This is a genomic window from Anaerosinus sp. (genome assembly GCF_965318445.1).
Window position 1 is genome coordinate 1 of record NZ_CBDNNH010000023.1, and the last position, 24,056, is coordinate 24,056.

Below are 24,056 nucleotides of genomic sequence, written 5' to 3' on the forward strand. Positions count from 1 at the left end.
TTTCTTTAAAAGAAATTGTTGTTACTTTATTGTAACATTTGTTTTGTGTTTCGTTTAAAACGAAACCCGCACATCTGGCATAATTGAATCAAGTAATACATTACTTAATATCTACATTGTTTAGTTTTCAAGGAACACTTGGTTGCCGGCGAACCAGCTCATTTATATTAACACAATCAAGGATTGTTGTCAACATATTTTTTTTGAAATTCTTTTTGGTGAATTTCTTTTTAGTTAGTGCCGTAAGCGTTTCCCGCTGACGACTTTTATTATGATATCAGAAGAAATGTGCCTTGTCAATACTTTTTTTGCTACAATGGCAACTCTATGCCCATTAACCTTAAAAAATGTTTTATCACTTCATCATATATCAATCTCACTGCCAGCTGAAAGAATTTATGCTAAAGCGGCTTTATTTTTACCCCATCCAAACTTTATCTTTCCTTCAACTATAGTTTAAACTCTCCCCAGCAAGCTTGCTGCCGATTTATCAACAATAACCGTAACATCTTGATGTAACTGCAAAATAGATGCTGGTGCATCAGGACGTACCCCACCATAAATTGCTTTTTGTATAGCTTGCGCCTTATTTTCCCCATTTGCTAATAAAATTACTTTTTTCGCATGCATAATCGTTTTGATCCCCATGCTAATTGCATATCTTGGTACTTCATCAATCGTTTTAAAAAATCTCGCATTTGCATTTACAGTCTCTTCATCGAGTTTCACTTTATGTGTTGTAGCCTCAAACTTTATATCAGGCTCATTAAACCCAATATGCGCATTTTTCCCAATACCCAAAACTTGCAAGTCGATACCGCCCTTTTCATCTATCAATGCATCATATCGCTTGCACTCTTTCTCAATATCTTTTGCACTCCCATTTGGGATATAGATATTTTTAGGCTTTATATTAATATATTTGAAAAAGTTTTCGTGCATAAAATAATGATAACTATTACGATCTTCCTTCTTTAATCCCAGATATTCGTCAAGATTAAAAGTAATAACCTCCGAAAAATCCAACCCTATTTCTTTATGTACACGTATCAAATTTTGATACATCAATAAAGGTGTACTTCCTGTTGCCAAGCCAAGCACACTATCAGGTTTTAAATAAAGTTGTCCTGCTACCATTTTTGCCGCTGTTGCACTCATTTTTTCATATGAATTTGTTACAATTACACGCATTTTCATCTCTCCCCATATGCAATTTTTCCTTTTACCAGCATCATTATAATCTTTATATCTTTCTTAAAATTCTGCTGCCCTTTATTTTTTACTTCTATATTATAGGTAAACATAAATTAATTCTAATGAAAAAGCTGACTTTTTCGTCAACCATTTATTCGCAATCAGCATTTAAGCTTTTACCTTCTGGGTAAATATTATAATCACATATTTAAATAGAAATTCCTTTCCTATGATAGATAAATCTTCAAAAATAAATTTAATGTTTGTAAATATTTCCCATTATTTTAAAAAACAATTTAAATTTATCGCATTCCCTCTCCAGCGACAATAATGGACATTAGCTATTATAAAAATCTAGAAATAAAAAGAATGACAACTTTCTAGTCCGTTGCCATTCTTTACTATAAATACGCTCAACTTATAAATTTTCTGCTTTAATGAACTCTGCCAACTTAAAAACACTATTCATTGTTTTGTAGTAGTTTTCAGGGCACAAGGACTGTGTTCCATCAGAAAGTGCTTTTTCAGGATTTGGATGCACTTCTATCATTAATCCATCTGCTCCGGCAGCAACAGCCGCCATTGCCATTGGTTTTACCTGGCGCCATTTTCCCGTACCATGACTTGGGTCAACGATAATCGGCAAGTGACTTAAATGATTTATAATTCCTACTGCACTTAAATCCAATGTATTTCTTGTATATTCTTCATACGTTCTAATTCCACGTTCACAAAGAACAACATTTTGATTGCCTTCACTTAAAATGTATTCTGCCGCATGCAACCATTCATTAATCGTCGCTGCCAAACCGCGCTTTAAGAGAACAGGCTTGTTTGAACGCCCTACTTCACGAAGCAAACCAAAGTTTTGCATATTGCGAGCCCCAATTTGTAACATATCCGCATATTTTGCAACAGTCTCTATCGCTTGCACCTCAGTTACTTCTGTAACAATCTTCAATCCAGTGCGTTCTCTAGCTTCCGCTAAATATTTTAACCCTTCTGTTTCTAGCCCTTGGAATGCATAAGGAGATGTGCGTGGCTTATAGGCCCCGCCTCTTAAAAATTGCGCACCGCCTGCTTTTACGATATCAGCAGCTTCAAATAATTGTTCCCTGCTTTCCACCGCACATGGCCCTGCCATAACAATCAAATTTCCTCCACCGATTTTCACACCAGCTACATCTACAATACTGTCCATTGGGTGAAATTCTCTACTTACCAATTTATAACTTGACGATACTTCCACGCTTTTATCAACACCACTCATTGCATCTATTGTCAATCTTGCCATAATGCTTTTATCGCCGATTACACCAATAATCGTCTTTTTCTCTCCTTCTACAATATGCGTTTTTAAGCCAACGGAGTGAACCCGTTCAACTACCGCCTTAATTTCTTCACTTTTTGCATCACTATTCATAATAATTACCATAATTATCTTCCTCCATATTAATTATTAATTATTTGATCTATTTTTATGCCTTTAAAAGAACCTAAATTCTTCATCCATAAACTCTTTTTTCGCACCTCAGCCAATGCACCTTGGACATTTTTATCTTGACCAGAACCTTCCATATCCAAAAAGAAAATATATTCTCCTAACCCAGTTCGCGCTGGACGCGATTCAATCCTTGTTAAATTGACTTCATATTTTGCGAAAGCCAACAAAACTTCACAAAGGCTTCCTGATTTAGCTCCATTTATTTGACAGATAATTGATGTCTTTGCGCCTCCACTAATCAGATTGTTCTGTCGTTTTTTCAATAAAATAAAGCGAGTACAATTTGTATTATTATCCTGGATTTCTGTTGCTATTGTCGTCAAGTGATAAATATCACCAGCCCTTTTCGGACAAATCGCAGCATATCCTCTCACTCCACTGGCTACGATTTCTGCAGCCCGTGCAGTACTCGATACTTGTCTAATTTCAGCATCTTGATAATGCTCTTTTATATAAGTTCTGCATTGAGCTAATGGTTGAGCATGTGAAATTATTGTCGTGATTTTTTCATTTGGATCTTTTGCCATCAATTGATTATGCACCATCCAGGCAATTTCTCGTTCTATTTGTAAATCAACATCATGCGCTAATGTATCAAGAGTAATATTGATTGCCCCTTCAATAGAATTTTCTACGGGAACAATCACTTTGTCAACCTCATGATTATCTACAGCGCAAATCGCGTCGTAAATGCTTTGAAACGGTTTGAGTTTCCATGTAATTTGTGGAGACTCTTTCTGCAAAAACAAAGCAACTTCTTCGCTGTGCGTCCCTTGCGGTCCAAGAAAACCTAATTTGCACTCTTTCAAATGTACTCCCCCTTCTCTGAAAACTAAAAATAAAAATCCCCCGTCCTACATAAAGGACGAGGGCTCAAATCGCGGTACCACCTTAATTATTTGTCAATGACAAATCACTCTATAAAGTACGGGCATAAAGCCGATACTTCCCTTTTCTGATAACGGTAAAGGTTCCGACACCACCTACAACAAAGTTCAGCGGGCAACTCCAAGGCGAACTTCCCCATATCATCTAATATCAGGCTTCCAGCAAAATCCCGACTCTCTGTAATCATCAGCTATGGCTACTTTTCCTTTTCATCATCTTTTTCTCAAATGAAATTATGCTTATTTTAGCACAATAAAAAACCATACGCAAGCATTTTTAAAAAATTTGTACATTCAGTACATTCTTAATGTACAAGTGTATTTTAATTTTATTGTTAACCTTCTTATTTTCGTTAAAATGCGAAAAACATTTGATTTAAATTGAGCAATACGATATTCTACTGTGTATAAAAGAAGTATTCTTTCATTTGTTATTAAATAATTACTTAAAAGGAGTCTTTCATGAGTGTATTAAATGTTGAACACGTATCCCATGGATTTGGAGCAAGAACGATATTAGAAGATGCATCTTTCCGCCTGTTAAAGGGAGAGCATGTCGGTTTAATTGGTGCAAATGGTGAAGGTAAATCTACTTTTTTAAATATTATTACCGGGCAATTACAACCGGATCAAGGAAAAGTTTCTTGGTCAAACCGTGTAACGGTCGGCTATTTAGACCAACATTCCGTATTAAAAAAAGGCATGACGATTCGCGAAGCACTTCGTACCGCCTTTGACGATATGTTTAAATTAGAACAAGAAATGATTGCACTTTACGACAAAATGGGGGAAGCTTCCCCTGACGAAGTTGAGAAAATGATGAATGAAACGAGTGAAATTCAAGATATTCTTGACCATAACAGCTTCTATACCATTGATGCAAAAATTGAAGAAATCGCCAACGGGTTAGGTCTGGGATCAATTGGACTTGATAAAGACGTAACTGATTTAAGTGGTGGCCAACGGACAAAAGTCTTATTAACAAAATTATTATTACAAAACCCAACCATTCTTATTTTAGACGAGCCGACAAATTACCTCGATATTGAGCATATTGAGTGGTTGACAAATTACTTGAAAAATTACGAAAATGCCTTTATTCTCGTATCTCATGACATTCCATTTTTAAATAGCGTAATCAACGTTATCTATCACGTAGAAAACGCCACATTAACACGCTATACCGGTGACTATGAGCAATTCCAAGCCATGTATGCAATGCGCAAAAAGCAAGAAAATGCCGCCTTTGAACGCCAACAACAAGAGATTGACCGCTTGGAAGATTTCATCGCTAGAAATAAAGCGCGCGTAGCAACACGCGGTATGGCAAACAGTCGCCAAAAACGGTTAGATAAAATGGAAATCTTAGAAAAACCTAAAGAAAAACCTAAACCACATTTCCACTTTAAAGAAGCCCGAACACCAAGTCGCTTCGTCATTGAGGCAAAGCATCTCGTGTTAGGCTACGATGAACCATTGACGAAACCAGTAAATATTACCTTAGAACGCGGACAAAAAGTTGCGATTCGTGGCGTAAATGGCTTAGGAAAAACAACTTTATTAAAAACTTTATTAGGCATTATCCCATCAATTTCCGGCAATGTGGAATTAGGCGATTTTGTCATGCCTGGCTATTTCGAACAAGAATCCAGCCGCGACAATGACAATACTGCTTTAGAAGAAGTGTGGCAAGAATATCCTGGCATGAGCAATTTCGAAGTTCGTGCCGCACTGGCAAACTGTGGATTGACGAATGAACATATCACCAGCAAGATGATGGTACTCAGTGGTGGTGAAGCTGCCAAAGTACGACTCTGTAAAGTAATGCAGAAAAAAATCAATCTTCTTGTCCTAGACGAGCCGACAAACCATTTAGACGTAGAAGCAAAAGATGAATTAAAGCGCGCCTTAAAAGAATACAAGGGAACGATTCTTCTCGTATCCCATGAACCTGAATTCTATGAAGATTGGGTAACTGACGTTTGGAACGTTGAGGGATGGACAACAAAAATCGTATAAAATAATAAAAATAGACTAGCTTTCTTTTATGAGGCTAGTCTATTTTTATTTCATATAAAATAGGCTCTGATTTTATTTGAATTTTAACTCCCTCTAAATTCTAGTCATCGAATAAATTAAGCTGATTTTGTTAAACTAAATCTACAACATTTGCTAGGGGGGTGCATTTTGAAAAAGTGGTACTTTGTTTTGATTATTTTATGCCTTAGCCTTGGAACAATTTATGCGTTTCCTTTTTTAGAGAATGCAATTACTTCACCAGCACCAAAATACGTCCGTCAAGTGATTACTGCTGATAGTACATCAAGCCGCACCATTAGTTGGCAGACCGACCCCACCGATGCCCCTCAGTTTATCGAATACAAACCATTAAATAGCGAAACCATGATAAAAAAGCAAGCCATAACAAAAATATTAACTACCGACCTCGGCAATTTTCAACTACATTCTTTAACTTTGACCGAACTTATTCCAAATACAACTTATCGCTATCGCGTCGGCAGCGATGGTGCATATTCAGACTGGTATACACTATCTACTGCCGCAAAAGAATCAAATTTTTCTGCGCTTATTTTTCCTGATTCGCAATGCTCCGATTATACAGTTTGGGGAGATACGGTAAACAGTGCAATCACTGCACATCCAACTACGCAGTTTTTTATTAATATGGGCGACCTCGTTGATAATGGTGCTAGCTTTTATCAATGGCAAGCTTGGCTCGAGGGCGCCAAACCTTTATTACCACTAATACCGATAGCCCCAATCGAAGGAAATCACGAAGCTTACTCTTTGGAATGGGAATTTACTTTACCGACACTCTATCTTGCCTTATTTGACTTGCCTCAAAATGGCGCGAAAGACTTACTTGGGCAAACGTATTCTTTTGATTATGGCGATGTACATTTCGTCGTTTTAGATAGTCAAGAAAAAGAACTTGACGCTTATCAGCCTGATTTAACTGCTAAACAAATTCCTTGGCTTAATCAAGATTTAGCCGCCACAACAAAGAAATGGAAAATTATATTGATTCACCGTGGATTGTTCAGCCACCCAGATACCGCCAATCTAAACAATCTCGGCAAAGCATTTATCCCTATTTTTGACCAGCATCACGTAGACATTGTCTTTAGCGCACATATTCATTCCTATGGAAGAACTAAACCGCTTTATCAGGGCGTTCCCGCCGAAAATGGAACCATTTATATTTCTACAGGACGCAGTGGTGATAAAACTTGGGAAAGTTCACTTGCCAAACCTTACGAAGTCATTTTTGACCGCGCCCTTGATCAGCCCAATTATTTAATTTTAAATGTTACTTCTAATACTTTAACAGTAACCGCCCAAAAACAAGACTCCACAATCATTGATACATTCGAAATAAAAAAATAAACCAAACCGCAATTACAAAATCAATATATGTTTTTTAATACAGTCAATACAGTGTCTTCCGTTACAACTACTGGATTATTATCCGCTCTCCCCTTTGTAAAGGCATGATGCAAAATTTGCGGGAAATCTTTTAATTTAATACCATAATTTTTCAGTTGATGTCCATATCCACCAAGCTGCATCATCCGATGTATCCAGTTCCCGACTTCAGCAACGTTTTCACAGTTGAACGCAGCCAAAAGTTCCTGCTTATTCTTAATTTCCCCCTCGTTAAACTTCATAAATGCAGCGAGTGATAAAGCTGCTGCAATTCCATGTGGAATACCAAACTGTGAAGTAAGCGGATAGGATAAGGAATGACAAATCGTCGTTTTCGTATTACTAAATGCTATTCCTGCATACAAACTTCCCTTGCCAATATCTTCACGCAAAGATAAATCCTCAGGATTTTGCAGCAGCAACTCTAGACTTTCTCTTATCCTTCGTATTGCTGCAAGGGCAAACGTCTGTGATACCTCGTTTGTCCGCTTTGCCCAATAAGCCTCAGTTGCATGACATACTGCATCAAGCGCTGATGATACGGTAAGTCCAACTGGCAATGCGCTTGTTAATATTGGATCAACAACTGCAATACGAGCAAAGTTTTTCGGATTGCTTAGCGATAGTTTTCCACCTAATTCCTTATCCCAGATAGTCGCCCAAGGCGTTACTTCTGAACCCGTACCGGAAGTGGTCGGAATTCCTATCCAAGGGATGACAGCCTCAGCATAGCTTCCTTTTCCTATACATTCTCTAAGCATTGCAACATCAGCAATCTCCATTCGGTAAAGCGTTGCAATACTTTTCCCCATATCGAGCACACTGCCTCCGCCAACTGCAATGACAAAATTAAAGTCAACTCTCTCTAGCTCTTTTAATAATTGAAAAAGTTCACTAATATCAGGATTGCTTACATCAAAGGCGATTTCATGAACCTCATATTCATTTAAAGCAGCCCTTATTTGTTGATATCCTGCTGATAACTGAAAATCTCCGCCACGCGTAATCAGTAATATTTTATTGATCTGAAAATGCAGTTTTTCGATTGATTTATCTAAAGAAGACAATGTCCCTTGTCCTGCAACGATATGTACGGGATTAAAAAATTCCATTAAGCATTCCCCTTTTCAATGCGTGATAAAAGTTCCGGTAATTGTCCAAAGTTCTCAATCGTATAATCCGCCCCTGCTGCTTGATAAACTTTTTGTACCGCTTGACGTTTTTGCTTTTTCTCATTCTCTAGTAAGCTTTCAAAATCCGCTTGCTTCATTCCCATAATCGAGCTGCCATCAATTACTCCAATCGTCGTTACTCCGGCATTTTTTCCTTCTGCTATATCGGATACGGTATCGCCAATCTTTACTACGTTACGTACACTGGAAATCCCCATATATTCTAAATTGCGAAAAATCATATACGGATATGGACGCCCCTTAGCATTCGTCATATCCGGCGTCACCCAATAATCAACTTTATAGCCTTGGTCTGCAGCTTTTTTCGTCACAATTTCCATCATTGCATTCGTATAGCCTGTCGTTGAACCTATTTTTATTTTTCGCTCGCGTAAAATTTGCACCGTTTCTACTACCTGTGGTTTTAGCGTAGAATACTCCTCAAGCACTTGAAAAACCTCATCTTGGAAGACTTTATACAACTCCAAAACATCTGTCTCGGTTGGCTTGCATTTATACTTTTCCCGCCATAATGCTGTCAATCGCTCCATTTTAAGCATCGTCCGAATATGGTCAATTTTAAGCATTCCCATCGGTTCGCGTATTTCCTCAATCGTAGGTGTTATCCCATAAGTCTGAAATGTCTTTTCAAATGCGTAAATTGGCGAAAACGAACCATAATCCACCGTTGTCCCTGCCCAATCCAAAATTACTGCTTCTATCATATCCAAACCTCTCTTTTTCATTTAACATATTGCAATATATTGCAATATGTTGCAAAACACTGCAACATATCTTGATTATAACAACTTTTATTTGCAAAAACAATTAAAATATGCTTTCTTTTTCTTGGTTGCCAAAGTGACGAGACACAAGATATAATATATTCAATCTAAAAGAAAGTGATGCGATTATCTATGCTTTATGATGAACGTAAAGATAAAATTCTACAACAACTTAATATCTCTCCCATTGTAAAATTATCTGATTTAGCTCAAATTCTATGCGTATCTATTGATACGATAAGGCGAGATTTAAAAACAATGGAAACTGAAGGGCTTTTAGAATGCATTCGCGGTGGTGCTCGCCTACCTAGCCAAATGCTACAATTCTCAGATTTTAAAGGGCGTGAAATTATTAATACGCCACAAAAACTCCAACTCGTTGAAAAAGCTTTATCCTTTATTCATAAAGATGATGTTATCATGCTCAACTCAGGAACAACTACTGCACTTCTTGCAAAAGAAATTTCTAAAAAGTCTATTTCTTGTACAATTATTACGAATAATATTGCTGCTGTTTCTATCTTGATGAAAACACCCTCTCTTAAAATAATCGTAGTTGGTGGCGAATTAAACGCTAAAGAGCAATCACTTTATGGACCCCAATGTGAAACAGAGTTGAAAAAATATTATCCAGATCTTTGTTTTTTATCAATTAATGCCGTTCATCCCGAAAATGGATTTACCGACTTCCGATTTCAAGAAATACCAATTATGCAGACCATGAAAAAAAACTCTAAGCGAACGATTGCTGTGATGGATTCCAGCAAGTTGAATCGAATTTCAAAAAAAATGTTGTTTACTTCTGAGCAATTAGATACTATTGTCATGGATGATTATGTTTCTGACGACTTAAAAAAACTCTATGCATCAAGCGGAATACATATCTTGTAAACATGCTGTTTCAAGAAAATCTTTAGCCTGCGTTAGCCATCGAATAATACTAAAGGGCGTGCCGAAAAAATTCGGTACGCCCTTTGATTTCTTAATGGATTGCTTTCTTTTTAAACCTGCCGCCCATAATATCATGTACTTGATTAATTGTCACAAATGCAGATTCATCTTTTTCCGTAACAATTGCTTTTAATTTATCAACTTCTAGCCGTGTTACTACGCAGTATAGTACTTTTTTGGGATCGCCAGTATAACCGCCCTCACCGTGGAGAATTGTTACGCCACGCCCCAAACGCGCCATTAATGCTTCAGCAATTTCATCAGGATTCGATGTAATGATCATCACTCCATTAGATTCATCCAGCCCTTTAATTACAATATCAATCACTTTCGCAATAATGAAATATGCCACTAAAGAGTACATTGCTCTGTCCCAGCCAAAAATCAAGCCAGCACTACTTAAGATAAACAAATTCATAAACATAACGATCTCACCAACGGAAAATCCGCTTCGCTTGTCCATAATAATGGCGACAATTTCCGTACCGTCTAAAGATCCCCCATTACGAATGATAATCCCTACACCCAAACCTGTAATAATCCCACCAAATATTGCAGCTAAAAATAAATCATGCGTAATCTCTGCCACAGGATGAAAATACGATGTCCAAATAGACAGCGAAATAATAGAAAAAGACGTAGCAAACGCAAATGTTTTCCCAATCTGTTTATAGCCCAAATATAAAAACGGAATATTTAATAATACCAAAAATAACCCCAGTGGTTGCCCAGTAAGAGCACTAGCCATAATGGAAATTCCGACAATCCCACCGTCAATTACGTTATTTGGTACTAAAAATATTTCCAGCCCAATTGCCGTAATAATCGAACCTAGAAACAAAAATAAATACTTTTTTATGAAAAATCTCATTTTCTTTCTATGCTTCTCTTTTTTCTTCTGTTCCTCAATCATCATTGCATCTGCAGTATTGTTTTCTGTCATAAAATACTCCTTTCTATTTGAAAACCTTCCTATTTATATTATACACATCTAGACGCTTATCGCAAATCTAGCTTTTTTATGCCATTCTATTGACTAATCTTATTAAAAATAATAAGATTAGTTTTAATAAGATTAGTTTTAAGGAGATATAACCATGGCAAGAAGAACATTCCGCCCTTGGGTTGAATTGCTGTTAGAGTTTTACATATTTAAAATCTTAATGACTTCACCTACCTATGGAAATAGAATTTCAGAAGAATTGAAAAAACATACGAAAGGTGTTGCCTGCCCGAATCCAAATTTATTATATCCACTTCTACGAAAAATAGAAAACGAAGGTTATATTATCGGCAATTGGGATTCTCCCGATAAGCGCAATCGCCGAATTTACCATATTACGCAACTAGGTTTAGATTATTTTCCTGAATTAGAACAAAAAGCAAAAGAACATTTTATCCAGATGGAGAAAAATATTGCAATTTTACGGTCTTGTTTATTTGAAAGTGAGGAAAACGCATGAACGACGTTAGTAAAAAAATTACGAACAAAAAAATTATCGCATTAGCGATTTTTTTTGTTCTATTATTTATCGGTGCTTCCCTGTGGTGGTGGCATTACAGCAACCGGATTGTATCAACAAATGATGCCAGAGTAAAAGGAACAATGACGACTGTGAGTGCAAAGATATCAGGAAGAATTGAACAAATACTCGTTGAAGAAGGCTCCGTTGTTGAAGCCGGACAGCCAATTGCTATGCTTGAGCAAAAAGAATATGAAAATAAGGTCACTACAGCAAAAGCAAATCTCGAAATGGCAAAAGCAAAACTTGCCGAAGTAGTCTCCGGCAATCGCCCTCAAGAAATTTCTCAGGCCAATGCAATCGTATTACAAAAAAAATCACTCTATGAAAACAGCCGCAAAAATTATGAACGGAATCAAGCATTATTTCAACAAAATGCAATTTCCGAACAACAGCTTGATGCTGCAGAAACAGAAATGGCGAGTGCACTCGCCAATTATCAAAGTGCACAAGAATCCCTTAGTTTAAGCAAGGAAGGCTCACGTCAAGAGGATGTCGACTTGAATAATGCTGCCGTTTTACAAGCAAAAGCAGAATTAGCTAACGCACAAATTCAGTTAGAAGATACAATTATCAAAGCACCGTCCAGAGGAATCATCGGTAAAAAATCCATTGAACTCGGTGAATATATCTCTGTAGGTAAACCTCTATTTAACATTACCAATTTAGACGACGTATGGATCAATGCCAATATTGAAGAAACGTATTTTGGTAAAATTGCTTTAGGTAATCCAGTAGAATTTATGATAGATGCATATCCCGGGATGAAATTTACCGGCGAAGTTTATGAAACTAGTCCTGCCACAGGTGCACAGTATTCCGTTTTACCAACCGAAAATGCTTCTGGTAACTTCACAAAGATAACACAGCGAATTCCAATTAAAATTCGTCCTGCTGCTTCAAGTTATTCATTAAAACCGGGAATGTCAGCAGTTGTGACCATTCACGTAAAATAGAATATAAAAGGACTGGTTATTTTGGAAAGATATCTTACCTTACTTGCTGTCTGTCTTGGCACAGTCATTAGTGCTTACCTGAGCAGCTGTATCAATATTGCGCTGCCTGATATTATGGCAGAATTAAATTTTGATTCAGATTCCATCGTTTGGGTTTCACTAGGCTACCTTCTTCCTTATGGCTCGATGCTTCCACTGACAGGTAAGCTCGGTGATAAATACGGAGCAAAAAAAATGTACCTAATCGGCATTATTTGCTTTAGCATAGGCTCTGTACTTTGTGGTACAGCAACTGGCGGGACTTCCATGCTTATCTATCGCGTAATTCAGGGAGTTGGCGGAGGCACTTTACTGCCAAACGCAATGACGATTGTAGCAGTAACCTTTACAGGTGCTGAGCGTGCTACAGCCCTGGGGCTCTGGAGTGCAATGGCAGCAATTGGCACAGCAATAGGACCAACGATTGGCGGTTATCTTATTGAGCTTTTTCAATGGCGCTCTATTTTCTTTTCTGTTATTCCTTTCTGTATATTGGGCATTTTATTAGCTTTTATTTTTATTCCAAAAATAAAAGCAACAACCGATACCCCAATCGATATCTTAGGGGGAATTCTCCTCTTTATCAGTATTGCTGCCTTGCTTATTGCCTTAAACCAGGGAGAAAAAGAAGGCTGGTTTGACTCTTATTACATCAATTCGTTACTATACTTATTCTTCTCTGTTTTTTGTCTATTCATTCTCGTTGAACTTCGCACCCCAAGTCCTATTTTTGACTTTCGACTATTCACCTCACAAAATTTTCTTCTGGCAAATCTCATTGCAGGCACAACATTTTTTACAATGCAAAGTACAACATATTTACTCCCTTTTTTTCTAAAATCAATTCTCAATTATAATTCAATTCAAGCCGGGATGATGATGCTTCCTCAAACAGTTGCTATGGTACTGTCAGCGGCAATCAGCGGCAAGCTAAGTACTGCTTTCGGCCCCCGTCCTGTCACTTTTTGCGGTATGAGCGCTGCATTGTATGCTTTTTTTCTTCTTAAAGATATCAATGCCAGTTTTGGTGTGTACGACTTTTTTGTGCCTCTTGCTATCTATGGGTTTGGCTTAGGTCTTACCATGTCGCCGACAACAACGTGTGCAATGGCGACATTAAAACGCGATCAACTTGGTGTAGGCTCAGGAATTTTAAACTTTTCCAAGCTCTTAAATGCTAGTATTGGCGTCGTTATCATGCAGGTCTTATTGACAAGGCGCGAAATTTATCACGCACAAATATTAACAACAACGCTCGATGTTTCCCATGATTCTTTTTCTCTCTATCAACTCATCGCCGCTTTGCAAATGCAAAATTTTTTTGGCGGAAGTTTCGATGTTGCTTTAGGCAGCCAGCTTTGGTTTAATGGAATGAATATCTTGCCGGAAAAATATGCGAGCTTTATGCAATATTTAAACCAGATTATCTCTTCACAGTCCGCGATTCTTGCATTTCAAGATGATTTTTTTGTTTTATTTTGCTGCAGTATTATAGGTGTGCTCATTACTTTATTTCTAAAAAATACACATTGAGTATAAAAAAGAGGTAAGCAGTTTAAACTGCTTACCTCTTTTGCTTTATTCTACCTTTTTAAATTGTAATTTTTGCTCATATTTATCAAATAAGAGATAAATAATCGGTACAACGACTAATGTCAATAAAGTTGACGTAATTAGTCCACCAATTAACACGACCCCCATAGATTGACGAAGTTCTGCTCCGGCACCAAGACCTAATGCAATCGGAAGTACACCGAAAATCATTGAAGCAGTCGTCATTAAGATTGGACGGAGACGAACTGTACCTGCATTAATCAAGGCTGATTTAATGTCCATTCCCGCCTCGCGCATCTGGTTCGCATGGTCAACAAGCAGAATTGCATTCTTTGTTACCAAACCCATCAACATGATAAAACCAATCATACTCATCATATTGAGTGTCTGATTTGCAATGAGTAAACCAACAATCGCACCACTGACAGCAAACGGCAAGGAAAGCATAATCGTAAATGGATGGACAAAACTTCCATACTGAGCTGCAAGAATCATGTAAATCAGTACACATCCCATGACAAGTGCAGTAAGCATTTCGCCAAACGTCTCTTGCATAGATTTCGCATCACCGGCAAATCCGTAACTATAGCCAAGTGGCATATGCAAATCCTTTGCAAGCTGTGCTGCCTGATTTGACAATTCACCAGCAGATACACCAATCGCATTCGCATATACAGTAATTTTACGCTGGCGATTTTCACGATTAATTTCTGTAGGTCCAGAAGATAATTCAATACTAGCAATATCGCCTAAACGAATGAACGTATTTTGATTTGTACCAATCAATAGATTTCCCACATCGTGAATATTCATTCTATTCTTTTCAGAAAGCTGAAGACGAATATCGTAGTCATTGTCACCTGCATTGTACTGATTCGGCGTTGATACACCGATGAACGCCATCTGCAAAGTAGAAGATACTTGCGCAGTATCTAAGCCTACATCTTTCATGCGAAGCGCATCTAATCGCACTTGAATTTCCGGCGCAGATTGGTCAATGGACATATCCACATCAGCACTGCCTGGCAAAGCAGAAATTTGCTCTACTAAAGTTTGTGCATAATTTGTAAGCTGATCCAAATCATCACCTTGCAAAGCTAACTGTACAGGTCTAGAGTCGCCTCCCATACCTTGGGACGTCTGAACAATGACTTTTAAATTGCCATTTCCAGCAAACTCAGTTCTAAGTTCATCCATAATCTCATTCATTGAGCGATCTCGTTTATTAGATGGTACTAACTTAACACCAACAGATGCTTTATTCGTTCCATTTTGCCCAATAATCGCATAAGAAATTTCTTTCTCTGGCAAACGCTCTATTGTTTCTTCAATCGGATAAATTAACTCTTTCATTTTTTCCAAAGAAGTTCCCGCTGGAGCCGTTAACACAATCGTAAATTCTCCAGAATCATAAGATGGCTGAAACTCCTTACCTAAAAACGGTAAGAGCAGCGGATTAATAAGCAAGGATAACAACGCAATAACTAATACTTTCTTTGGTTGATCCAGCACCCAAGCAATAATACTGCTATAAGCGTTTTGCCATTTTATATATTGTTTTTCAAACGCTGCTAATGTTTTATCTACCCACTTTTGCCACCATTTTTTCTCGTTGAAATCTATCAGCGTAGGCTTTAAAAAATATGCCGCTAGCATAGGCGTTAGCGTAAAGGCAACAAACGTAGAAAAAACCACAGCGAAAGACACCGTAAGACCAAACTGCTTAAAAAATTGTCCAACGATACCATTCATACTCCCAACGGGTACAAAGACTGCGAGCAACGTTAATGTAGTCGCAATAATTGCCATGCTTAATTGGTTTGTTGCATCACGTGCTGCAGCAAAGGCAGACTTTCCTTCCTCCATATGCCGATAAATATTTTCGACGACAACAATTGCATCATCGATAACAATCCCAACCGCCAAACTAAGTGCCATCAGGGACATCGTATTCAGCGTAAAATCCATTATCTGCATCAAGAAAAAGGTTGCAATCAATGAAGTAGGAATTGTTAATGCACCAATGAGCGTTGCACGTCCATTTTGTAAAAACAGATAGGTAATCAAGACTGCTAATATACTCCCTAAAACCAAGGACATCATAACGTCACTTACACTGTCTTTAATAAAAGTTGATCCGTCTTTTGCAATATTAATTTTTATATCCTCTGGCAATACCTTTTGCATATCCTGCATTCTTGCCTTTACTTTATCGGCAACCGCTACTGTATTCGTTCCCGATTGTTTTTGTACAGCAATTAGTACTCCAGCGGAAGCATTGATATCGGCAGATACGGTTTCCTCTGCCCAACCGTCTTTTACCTCAGCGACATCATAGAGACGAATCATTTTTCCATCTATATTTGCTACAACTAAATTTTTGATATCTTCAATGGATTTATATTTACCAATCGCACGAACGGAAACCTTACGCCCGTTCTCTGTTACACTACCACCCGGGGCATTGATATTCTGATTGTTTACTGCATTCATGATTTGTCCAATAGACAAATTGTATTCAGATAACTTATTCGCATCAATTTCAATGTGTATTTCACGCTCAGAAGCACCATATACATTGACTTCTGCCACTCCATCTAAACGTTGAAGTTCATCTTTGATAATGTCATTGGCGATTTTTCTAATTTCCCCAACACTTCGTTTATCTGAAGTTAAACTATAGATACCGATTGCCTGTGCAGATAAATCGAAACGTTGCACAATCGGCTCATCAATATCATCCGGTAGTTTTTTACGGGCTGCCGCAACTTTTTCACGCACCTCATTCGCAGCTAATTTTGAGTCTGTTCCATACTCAAATTCAATCGTTGTCTGCGATCTACCTTCACGAGAAGTTGATGATAAGGTTTTAATCCCCGATAAAGAGCTCACCGCATCTTCAATTGGCTTTGTTAAGAGCGTCTCAATCTCCTGTGGAGAAGCACCTGTCATCGTTGCAGTGATACTTACTACCGGTAAATCAACGTCCGGATTTAAATCAACGCCAAGCTTCGGAAAGGCTTGCAGACCAAATACGACTAATACCAGTACCAGCATCAGTGTAAAAACTGGGCGTTTTATGAGTGTAGAAATGATATTCACTGTGCGTCACCGCCTGCTCCTACCAAAACTTTCATCCCATCACGCAATTTATGCTGACCACCCGTTACCACTTGCTCTCCTTCATTTAATCCTTCAATAACCTCTGCATATCCTCCACCTGTACCACCAACTTGAATTAAGCGCTGATTAGCTCTGCCGTCTTCATCAATGACAAATACGCTTGGCTGATCCTCACGTAAAATAATTGAATTTTCTGGAACAGCTAAAACCTGACCTTTGGTCGCAACAGGAATTTCTACTTTAGCAAACATTCCACCTTTTAAAATTCCGTCACTGTTATCAATCGTAACATCTGCCGTAAAAGTACGTGCTGGTAATTGTGCCACTGGAGAAATCATGGTAATCATTCCATTTACAGTTTTTCCGCCTAATGCGTCAATTTGCACTTTTACTGATGCTCCAATTTTTAACCCTGCAGCTTGAGATTCTCCGATAGTCGCTTTTGCAAGCAACGTCTCAGTATCTGCTACAGTAATTAACGGCGCGCCACTACGAACAAACGCACCAGCCTGCAAATGGCGTTTTGTAACAACACCATCACGCGGTACAATAATATTTAAATTTTTTTCTTTTTCTTTTACAAGTCCTAAAGAGCCTTTGGCATTTTGTACTTGCCCATATGCCGCGTCGCGCTTCGTACGTGCATTATCTAATACCTGCATCGAAATCGCACCAGCATTCGCCAGTTCACTATAACGATTGTAATCAAGCTGTGCCTGTTCAAAATTAGACTCGGCAGCAAGAAGATTTCCTTCCGCCTGCATCACCTGCCCTGCCAAATCTCCGCCATCTAATGTTGCAACTACGGTACCTGCCTTAACAAGATCACCTTCATTTACATACATCGTTTCAATTCTTCCATCTACCTTTGCTGAGATATCTGTGCTCCAGACAGGTTCAAGCCCTGCGGAAAAAATCATCTGTGGCGTGATATCTCGTCTTCCTACAGGCTCCGTCTGTACCGATGTTATATTACTTTCTGCTAAATTTTTTGCTCTAATTTTATTTTCTGCAATATTATCAACAATTCGATACCCGATAAACGCACCCAATAAAACGATACCTATAATGATAGGCATAAATCGTTTTACCTTGGTGAAATTCATATCGTTCATCCTTCCATTTCACTCTCTAAAATTTATGACTTCTTAGTCATACTGTATTATAACAAACGCCTTTACCCAATGCCTATGGTAATGATAGGTATAGAACAAATACTTTAACAACTTTTGGGATAAATTAACCTATATAATATTTCTTGAGTTAGCAGCAATATAATTAATTTTGATTGAATTTGATTATTTATGATTGACTTTGGCTACTCTTGATTGTAAAATAATACTAACAAAAGGAAGTGATGAAAATGTTAACTGAAGAACGCTATACAACAATTTTAGCAATACTTGCAGAAAGAAAAGCGATTACAGTTCCTGAATTAACAAAATTGCTTAAAACATCAGAATCTACAATTCGACGAGATTTAACCGTTTTACATAGCCGTGGCAAATTACATAAAGTATACGGTGGTGCAACATCAATTGACACAAACTACAGTGCAGATGAAGCTGATGTATTAACTAAAAATGATCTCAATAAAGAATCTAAAATTGCAATTGCCCGACTTGCCGCCAAATTAATAGGCCCAAATGATTTTGTTTATCTTGATGCTGGCACAACAACAGAATGGATGATTGACTTTATTAACGTAAATCATGCAACTTTTGTGACAAATGGGATGGGGCATGCAATGAAACTTGCCTTTAAAGGATATACTACTTATATCGTCAGCGGACGAGTAAAAACAACTACTGCGGCAATTGTAGGCAGCGAAACAATTGAAAACATCAAAAAATATAACTTTACCAAAGGTTTTTTTGGTACAAACTGCATCAGTATTAAAGCTGGCTTCACAACGCCAGATGTCAGCGAGGGGGCAGTTAAAAATGAAGCAATCCTCCGCTGTGAAAAATGTTACGTCCTTGCTGATGCATCAAAATTTAATAAAATTGCTCCGATCACTTTTGCCAACTTGTCTAGTGCAACGATTATTACTGACAAGTTAAAAGATAAAAAATATCGCGACTATACAAATATTATTGAGGTGGAAAATCATGATTTACACGGCAACGTTTAATCCCTCCCTAGATTACATCGTGCAGCTGGATACGTTTACTGCTGGGGCGGTCAATCGAACGAAACATGAGCGTATTTTCGGCGGAGGAAAAGGGATCAACGTATCCATTGTACTGCATAACCTTGGCGTAGATAGCATAACGTTAGGCTTTATTGCTGGCTTTACTGGAGACGAAATTGAGCGCCAAGTAAAGTCCTTCGGCTGTAAAACCGATTTCATTCATTTATCTGATGGATTATCCCGTATCAATGTAAAATTAAAAGCTGACGTGGAAAGTGAGATTAATGGTCAAGGCCCTGAAATCGATAAAACTTCATTAAAAGCTTTTTTCGACAAACTTAATCAAATTCATCATGAGGATGTATTAGTCTTAGCCGGCAGCATTCCAAGTACATTGCCAAGCGACATCTATGAAAAAATCATGGAACATCTTGCAGCTAAATCAATAAAAATCGTCGTAGATGCTACATGTAATTTATTATTAAATGTCTTAAAATACAAACCATTTTTAATTAAGCCTAATCACCATGAACTCGGTGAAATTTTTAATACACAATTAAAAACCAATGAAGAAATTATCTCCTGCGCAAAAAATTTACAAGCGAAAGGTGCCCAAAATGTACTGGTCTCTATGGCAGGAGATGGGGCTATCTTGATTACTTCTGACGGCAAAATCTATAAAAGTCCCGTTCCTAAAGGTACTGTAAAAAATTCCGTTGGCGCTGGTGATTCAATGGTCGCTGGGTTCTTAGCCGGGCTATTAACGACAAACAACATTGAAAAAGCATTTAAAATAAGCGTAGCAACTGGAAGTGCAAGTGCATTCTCTGAAGAGTTGGCAACAAAAGAGGAAGTAATGAAATTATTGCAACAATTATAATGTTTTACCACGAAATAAAGGCATTTAATAATAAGGCTGCTTCAGAAGGCGTTTTAACGCCCACTGAAACAGCCCTTAAACAAATGATTAGGAGGGAAAATTATGAGGATTATTGATTTATTAACCCCAAAAGCAATCGCCTTAGATGCACAAATCACTTCGAAAAGCGAAGCGATTGACACTTTGGTAAATCTAATGGACAGAGCAGGCGTTTTATTAGATACAGAGGTGTATAAAACTGCTGTATTGGAACGCGAAAAAACTGGAACGACCGGTATTGGCGAAGGAATCGCCATTCCTCATGCAAAATCTGGTGCAGTAAAAAAAGCTGCTCTTTCTGCAATGGTGGTTAAGTCTGGCGTAGATTATAACTCTCTTGACGGTCAACCCGCCTATCTTTTCTTTATGATTGCAGCTCCTGATACAGCAAATGATCTACATGTAGAAGTCCTAAGCCGTCTAGCCACATTACTTATGGACAACGACTTTCGTCAATCACTTCTTGATGCAAAATCAACAGAGGAATTTTTGCAACTCATAAACAAAGCAGAAGCCGAAAAATTTGCTGAACAAGCACCGGCGAAAGAAGTATCTACTGGCTATGATGTCCTCGCAGTCACTGCCTGTCCAACCGGAATCGCTCATACTTTTATGGCAGCAGAAAGCCTTGAAATGAAAGCTAAAGAAATGGGTATACGCATTAAAGTAGAAACAAATGGCTCTGGTGGAATAAAGAATTCACTTACCCCCGAAGATATTCATCAGGCAAGTTGCATCATTGTTGCCGCTGATAAAAAAGTGGAAATGACTCGATTTAACGGTAAGCCCTTAATTCAAACAAAAGTTGCTGATGGTATACACAAAGCAAAAGATCTGCTAGAAAAAGCAACTTCGGGAAATGTACCCGTTTTTCAGGCTACTGAACAAGCACCTCGATCAGAGAATGAAAAAGCAGAAAGTTTAGGGCGCCAAATCTACAAACATTTGATGAACGGTGTTTCACATATGCTGCCATTTGTCATCGGTGGAGGAATTTTAATTGCCCTTGCTTTCTTATTTGATGACTATACCATTAATCCAGCCAACTTTGGTTCCAATACTCCATTTGCCGCATTTTTAAAAAATGTTGGCGGGACGGCTTTTGGCTTTATGCTTCCAGTCTTAGCTGGATATATTGCAATGAGTATTGCCGATCGTCCAGGACTTGCAGCCGGATTTGTCGGCGGTATGCTTGCCAATAGCGGTGGATCGGGATTCTTAGGCGCACTACTCGCTGGATTCATCGCTGGTTATTTAGTATTAGGCTTAAAGAAACTATTTAGTTCTCTTCCTCCATCTTTAGAAGGTATCAAACCTGTACTTCTCTATCCTGTTCTTGGAGTATTACTAATCGGTGCTATCATTACCTTTCTTATCAATCCACCTGTATCCGTAATTAATACTTGGATGACAAACACGCTGAATACCATGGGATCCGGCAGTAAAGTCTTCTTAGGTGTTATTCTTGGCGCTATGATGGCAATTGATATGGGCGGTCCTATCAATAAAGCCTCGTATGTCTTTGGTACAGCATCACTTGCTAGCGGGCAGTTTGATATTATGGCGGCTGTAATGGCTGGCGGAATGGTTCCTCCACTCGCAATTGCGCTTTGCAGCACCTTTTTTAAAAATCGTTTTAGTGAAAAAGATCGTAAATCTGGTCTTACCAACTATATCATGGGATTTTCCTTTATCACAGAAGGCGCTATTCCATTTGCCGCTGCTGATCCAACAAGAGTAATTCCAGCTTGCGCTATCGGGGCAGGCGTTGCAGGCGGATTATCCATGCTATTTGGCTGTACACTTCGAGCCCCTCACGGTGGTCTTTTTGTTGTTCCAGTAATCGGCAGCCCATTGAACTATTTAATTGCCCTTGCCGCCGGAGCAATTGTCGGCATGATAATTTTAGCACTCTTAAAAAAACCAATTGAATAACTCTCCCTTACTTATTTATATAAAAAGAAACCTAAGACATTGTCTTAGGTTTCTTTGCTTTATGTATTGATTGTAACGTTAACTACGCCATCAACTTCCTTTAATCGACTAATTATTTTTAATGAATGTTTAATATCACAATTATGTACATCCAGTTGCACTAATATCATTCCATTATTTCGATCTTTAATCGCCACATCACTAAATTCAATTTTTAATTCTTCTAGTACAACACCAATTTGATTAATCAATTCTGATTTATCTATCGCTTCAACAGAAACATCTAAATTTTTATCATACAATTTATCTATACGCGATAAAATCCCTAAAGTGAAAAATACTAATGCCGATGTAAAAAATGCGGCTATATAATACCCGGCGCCAACAGCTAACCCAACGCCAGAAACAACCCAAAGACACGCTGCAGTAGTCAGCCCTTTAACGGTCAATCCCTCTTTCATAATCGTACCAGCGCCTAAAAAACCTATACCGCTAACAACTTGCGCTGCCAGCCTTGCTGGATCAGCGTTTGTTTTTCCTTCTACATGCTGATAAAGCATAATCGATAAAATCATAATCAAACATGAACCTAAGCAAACTAAAGAATTCGTTTTCAAGCCTGCTGATTTATGATGGGCTTGTCTTTCATAGCCCACTAGGCCGCCCAAAAACAAGGCTAAAGTTAAACGAAAAATCAATTCACTTTCTGTAATCATATACTCACCTACATTCACAATCAAGGTAAGAATTCAAAAGATTTATCATACATAATACAGCAATTCTTACCATGTTTTTTCCCATAATAAAGTGCCTTATCAGCCATCGCGATACTTTTTTCCATCTCCACATCAAAATCAACATTTGTAAACCCGAATGTTGTTGTTACAGATATCATTTCACCTTTATGTTCTAAGCAAATTTCATTTATACTCTTCCTCATACATTCAAGTATTTGCCGAGTTGAATCTTCATTTAAGCTAGGAAACAGCATAATAAACTCTTCACCACCCCACCTTGCGGCAATATCTATGGGGCGGCAATTATCTTTTAATGCTTTTGCAACCAGTGTCAAAATCGCATCACCAATAACATGACCGTATGTATCATTAATTCTTTTAAAATTATCAATATCGGCAATTACCAAAACAAATTTATGCTGAATTTCAAAATAACTTTGCAATTCCTGCATAAATATCCTTCGTGTGTACAATTTCGTCAACTCATCATGACGAAGAACTTCCGCCATTTCCCTAATCATACTTTGCAGCTGTAACTTATGCTTTCTACTTTCCAAATGAACTGCTACCCTCGCCATCAATTCAGCTGAAATAAATGGTTTTCGGATATAATCTACCGCACCCACTTCAAAACAACGAGAAATAATTTTTCTTTCACTTTCACTTGTCACAAACATAACAGGAATACTTTCAGTTATTGGATTCGATTTTAACCTGCGACATATTTCGAACCCATCCGTGCTAATCAATACTACGTCGAGTAGAATTAAATCTGGCAGAATCTCTTTTGCAACAGCTACACTCTTATTTGCATCCTGTATTGTTATGATATTTTCATACTTTGTTTTTAAGATATCTTTCACAATTGTACATATTAACATGTTATCGTCTATCACTAAGATAACACTTTTATCTGCCATTCCTTACTACCCTCCATAGTAATTTGATATAACATTCTAATTGTACCATTATTTATTCAAATATACTATTTTTTAATATTCTCTTTTTTCTAATCTTTTGCAAACTACCTGTGAATAATGTGCATAACTATCTGGATAAGTTGAGAAAATTTCAATCGCTGATTTATTACACCAAATTTAATTGAATTGCATATTTTACAGCAAAGGTCTACTCAAAAATAGCAGATCATAGGAAGACCTAAACCCGTTTTCTTTTTTATCCGATGACCAATAAGG

20 protein-coding genes and 1 other annotated feature are annotated in these 24,056 nt (G+C 37.8%); of the genes, 10 read left to right on the forward strand and 10 right to left on the reverse strand.

Annotated elements, in window-relative coordinates:
- The first annotated feature begins 271 nt into the window (after positions 1 to 271).
- Positions 272 to 460 carry a hypothetical protein gene (locus ACWZFG_RS11065; protein ID WP_455577637.1) on the forward strand — a complete coding sequence of 63 codons (189 nt, stop codon included), beginning with the start codon at positions 272 to 274 and terminating at the stop codon, positions 458 to 460.
- On the opposite strand, the gene nagB is transcribed toward ACWZFG_RS11065, so the two are convergent.
- The 3 genes from nagB to pheA form a co-directional block, all read right to left on the reverse strand.
- On the reverse strand, positions 457 to 1,191 hold the full coding sequence (nagB, locus tag ACWZFG_RS11070; RefSeq protein ID WP_455577638.1) for a glucosamine-6-phosphate deaminase: 735 nt from the start codon (positions 1,189 to 1,191) through the stop codon (positions 457 to 459). The genes ACWZFG_RS11065 and nagB overlap by 4 nt on opposite strands.
- 421 nt (positions 1,192 to 1,612) lie before the next feature.
- A complete protein-coding gene (aroF, locus tag ACWZFG_RS11075; protein ID WP_177504783.1) occupies positions 1,613 to 2,629 on the reverse strand; it encodes a 3-deoxy-7-phosphoheptulonate synthase in 1,017 nt (338 codons plus the stop codon).
- Between the two features lie 17 nt (positions 2,630 to 2,646).
- Positions 2,647 to 3,507, reverse strand: coding sequence for a prephenate dehydratase (gene pheA / locus ACWZFG_RS11080; protein WP_455577639.1), 861 nt, complete (start codon positions 3,505 to 3,507; stop codon positions 2,647 to 2,649).
- 49 nt (positions 3,508 to 3,556) lie between these two features.
- Positions 3,557 to 3,808: a binding site (T-box leader), on the reverse strand.
- Positions 3,809 to 4,047: 239 nt separating this feature from the next.
- On the opposite strand from pheA, the gene ACWZFG_RS11085 reads away from it, so the two are divergent.
- Both ACWZFG_RS11085 and ACWZFG_RS11090 read left to right on the forward strand, forming a co-directional pair.
- Positions 4,048 to 5,604: an ABC-F family ATP-binding cassette domain-containing protein gene (locus ACWZFG_RS11085; RefSeq protein WP_455577640.1), complete on the forward strand. Its 1,557-nt coding sequence runs from the start codon at positions 4,048 to 4,050 to the stop codon at positions 5,602 to 5,604.
- 168 nt (positions 5,605 to 5,772) lie between these two features.
- Positions 5,773 to 6,993, forward strand: a complete 1,221-nt coding sequence (locus ACWZFG_RS11090; protein WP_177504780.1) for a fibronectin type III domain-containing protein — start codon at positions 5,773 to 5,775, stop codon at positions 6,991 to 6,993.
- A gap of 20 nt (positions 6,994 to 7,013) precedes the next feature.
- On the opposite strand, the gene ACWZFG_RS11095 is transcribed toward ACWZFG_RS11090, so the two are convergent.
- Positions 7,014 to 8,144: a phosphonoacetaldehyde reductase gene (locus ACWZFG_RS11095; protein WP_455577641.1), complete on the reverse strand. Its 1,131-nt coding sequence runs from the start codon at positions 8,142 to 8,144 to the stop codon at positions 7,014 to 7,016.
- Entirely contained in the window at positions 8,144 to 8,929 is a 786-nt protein-coding gene (phnX, locus tag ACWZFG_RS11100) for a phosphonoacetaldehyde hydrolase (RefSeq protein WP_418627083.1), read from the reverse strand. The genes ACWZFG_RS11095 and phnX overlap by 1 nt, the downstream gene beginning before the upstream one ends.
- Positions 8,930 to 9,109: 180 nt before the next feature.
- On the opposite strand from phnX, the gene ACWZFG_RS11105 reads away from it, so the two are divergent.
- On the forward strand, positions 9,110 to 9,880 hold the full coding sequence (locus ACWZFG_RS11105; protein ID WP_455577642.1) for a DeoR/GlpR family DNA-binding transcription regulator: 771 nt from the start codon (positions 9,110 to 9,112) through the stop codon (positions 9,878 to 9,880).
- Positions 9,881 to 9,971: 91 nt separating this feature from the next.
- On the opposite strand, the gene ACWZFG_RS11110 is transcribed toward ACWZFG_RS11105, so the two are convergent.
- Complete coding sequence (locus ACWZFG_RS11110) at positions 9,972 to 10,856, reverse strand: YitT family protein (RefSeq protein ID WP_418627105.1); 885 nt, start codon at positions 10,854 to 10,856, stop codon at positions 9,972 to 9,974.
- Between the two features lie 181 nt (positions 10,857 to 11,037).
- Here ACWZFG_RS11110 and ACWZFG_RS11115 point away from each other — a divergent pair, with 181 nt between their 5' ends.
- The 3 genes from ACWZFG_RS11115 to ACWZFG_RS11125 are packed head-to-tail and all read left to right on the forward strand — an operon-like array spanning position 11,038 to position 13,991.
- The gene (locus ACWZFG_RS11115) at positions 11,038 to 11,403 is read left to right on the forward strand and encodes a PadR family transcriptional regulator (protein WP_455577643.1); all 366 of its coding nucleotides are present in this window, start codon (positions 11,038 to 11,040) and stop codon (positions 11,401 to 11,403) included.
- Positions 11,400 to 12,419, forward strand: a complete 1,020-nt coding sequence (locus ACWZFG_RS11120) for an HlyD family secretion protein (RefSeq protein WP_177504774.1) — start codon at positions 11,400 to 11,402, stop codon at positions 12,417 to 12,419. The genes ACWZFG_RS11115 and ACWZFG_RS11120 overlap by 4 nt, the downstream gene beginning before the upstream one ends.
- A gap of 21 nt (positions 12,420 to 12,440) precedes the next feature.
- Complete coding sequence (locus ACWZFG_RS11125; RefSeq protein ID WP_455577644.1) at positions 12,441 to 13,991, forward strand: DHA2 family efflux MFS transporter permease subunit; 1,551 nt, start codon at positions 12,441 to 12,443, stop codon at positions 13,989 to 13,991.
- Between the two features lie 45 nt (positions 13,992 to 14,036).
- On the opposite strand, the gene ACWZFG_RS11130 is transcribed toward ACWZFG_RS11125, so the two are convergent.
- The gene (locus tag ACWZFG_RS11130) at positions 14,037 to 17,114 is read right to left on the reverse strand and encodes an efflux RND transporter permease subunit (protein WP_455577645.1); all 3,078 of its coding nucleotides are present in this window, start codon (positions 17,112 to 17,114) and stop codon (positions 14,037 to 14,039) included.
- Positions 17,111 to 18,241, reverse strand: a complete 1,131-nt coding sequence (locus ACWZFG_RS11135) for an efflux RND transporter periplasmic adaptor subunit (RefSeq protein WP_177504773.1) — start codon at positions 18,239 to 18,241, stop codon at positions 17,111 to 17,113. Before ACWZFG_RS11135 ends, ACWZFG_RS11130 begins: the two co-directional genes overlap by 4 nt.
- A gap of 257 nt (positions 18,242 to 18,498) precedes the next feature.
- Here ACWZFG_RS11135 and ACWZFG_RS11140 point away from each other — a divergent pair, with 257 nt between their 5' ends.
- The 3 genes from ACWZFG_RS11140 (at position 18,499) to ACWZFG_RS11150 (ending at position 22,123) form a co-directional block, all read left to right on the forward strand.
- Positions 18,499 to 19,269 (forward strand): DeoR/GlpR family DNA-binding transcription regulator, encoded by a 771-nt coding sequence (locus tag ACWZFG_RS11140; RefSeq protein ID WP_177504772.1) that lies wholly within the window; start codon positions 18,499 to 18,501, stop codon positions 19,267 to 19,269.
- Entirely contained in the window at positions 19,247 to 20,149 is a 903-nt protein-coding gene (pfkB, locus tag ACWZFG_RS11145; protein WP_455577646.1) for a 1-phosphofructokinase, read from the forward strand. The genes ACWZFG_RS11140 and pfkB overlap by 23 nt, the downstream gene beginning before the upstream one ends.
- Before the next feature lie 102 nt (positions 20,150 to 20,251).
- Entirely contained in the window at positions 20,252 to 22,123 is a 1,872-nt protein-coding gene (locus ACWZFG_RS11150) for a PTS fructose transporter subunit IIABC (protein ID WP_418627091.1), read from the forward strand.
- A gap of 59 nt (positions 22,124 to 22,182) precedes the next feature.
- Here the strand turns inward: ACWZFG_RS11150 and ACWZFG_RS11155 are convergent, their stop codons facing one another.
- Both ACWZFG_RS11155 and ACWZFG_RS11160 read right to left on the reverse strand, forming a co-directional pair.
- Entirely contained in the window at positions 22,183 to 22,839 is a 657-nt protein-coding gene (locus ACWZFG_RS11155; RefSeq protein ID WP_418627092.1) for an MgtC/SapB family protein, read from the reverse strand.
- A gap of 20 nt (positions 22,840 to 22,859) precedes the next feature.
- The gene (locus ACWZFG_RS11160; protein ID WP_177504769.1) at positions 22,860 to 23,780 is read right to left on the reverse strand and encodes a GGDEF domain-containing response regulator; all 921 of its coding nucleotides are present in this window, start codon (positions 23,778 to 23,780) and stop codon (positions 22,860 to 22,862) included.
- Positions 23,781 to 24,056: the final 276 nt, after the last annotated feature.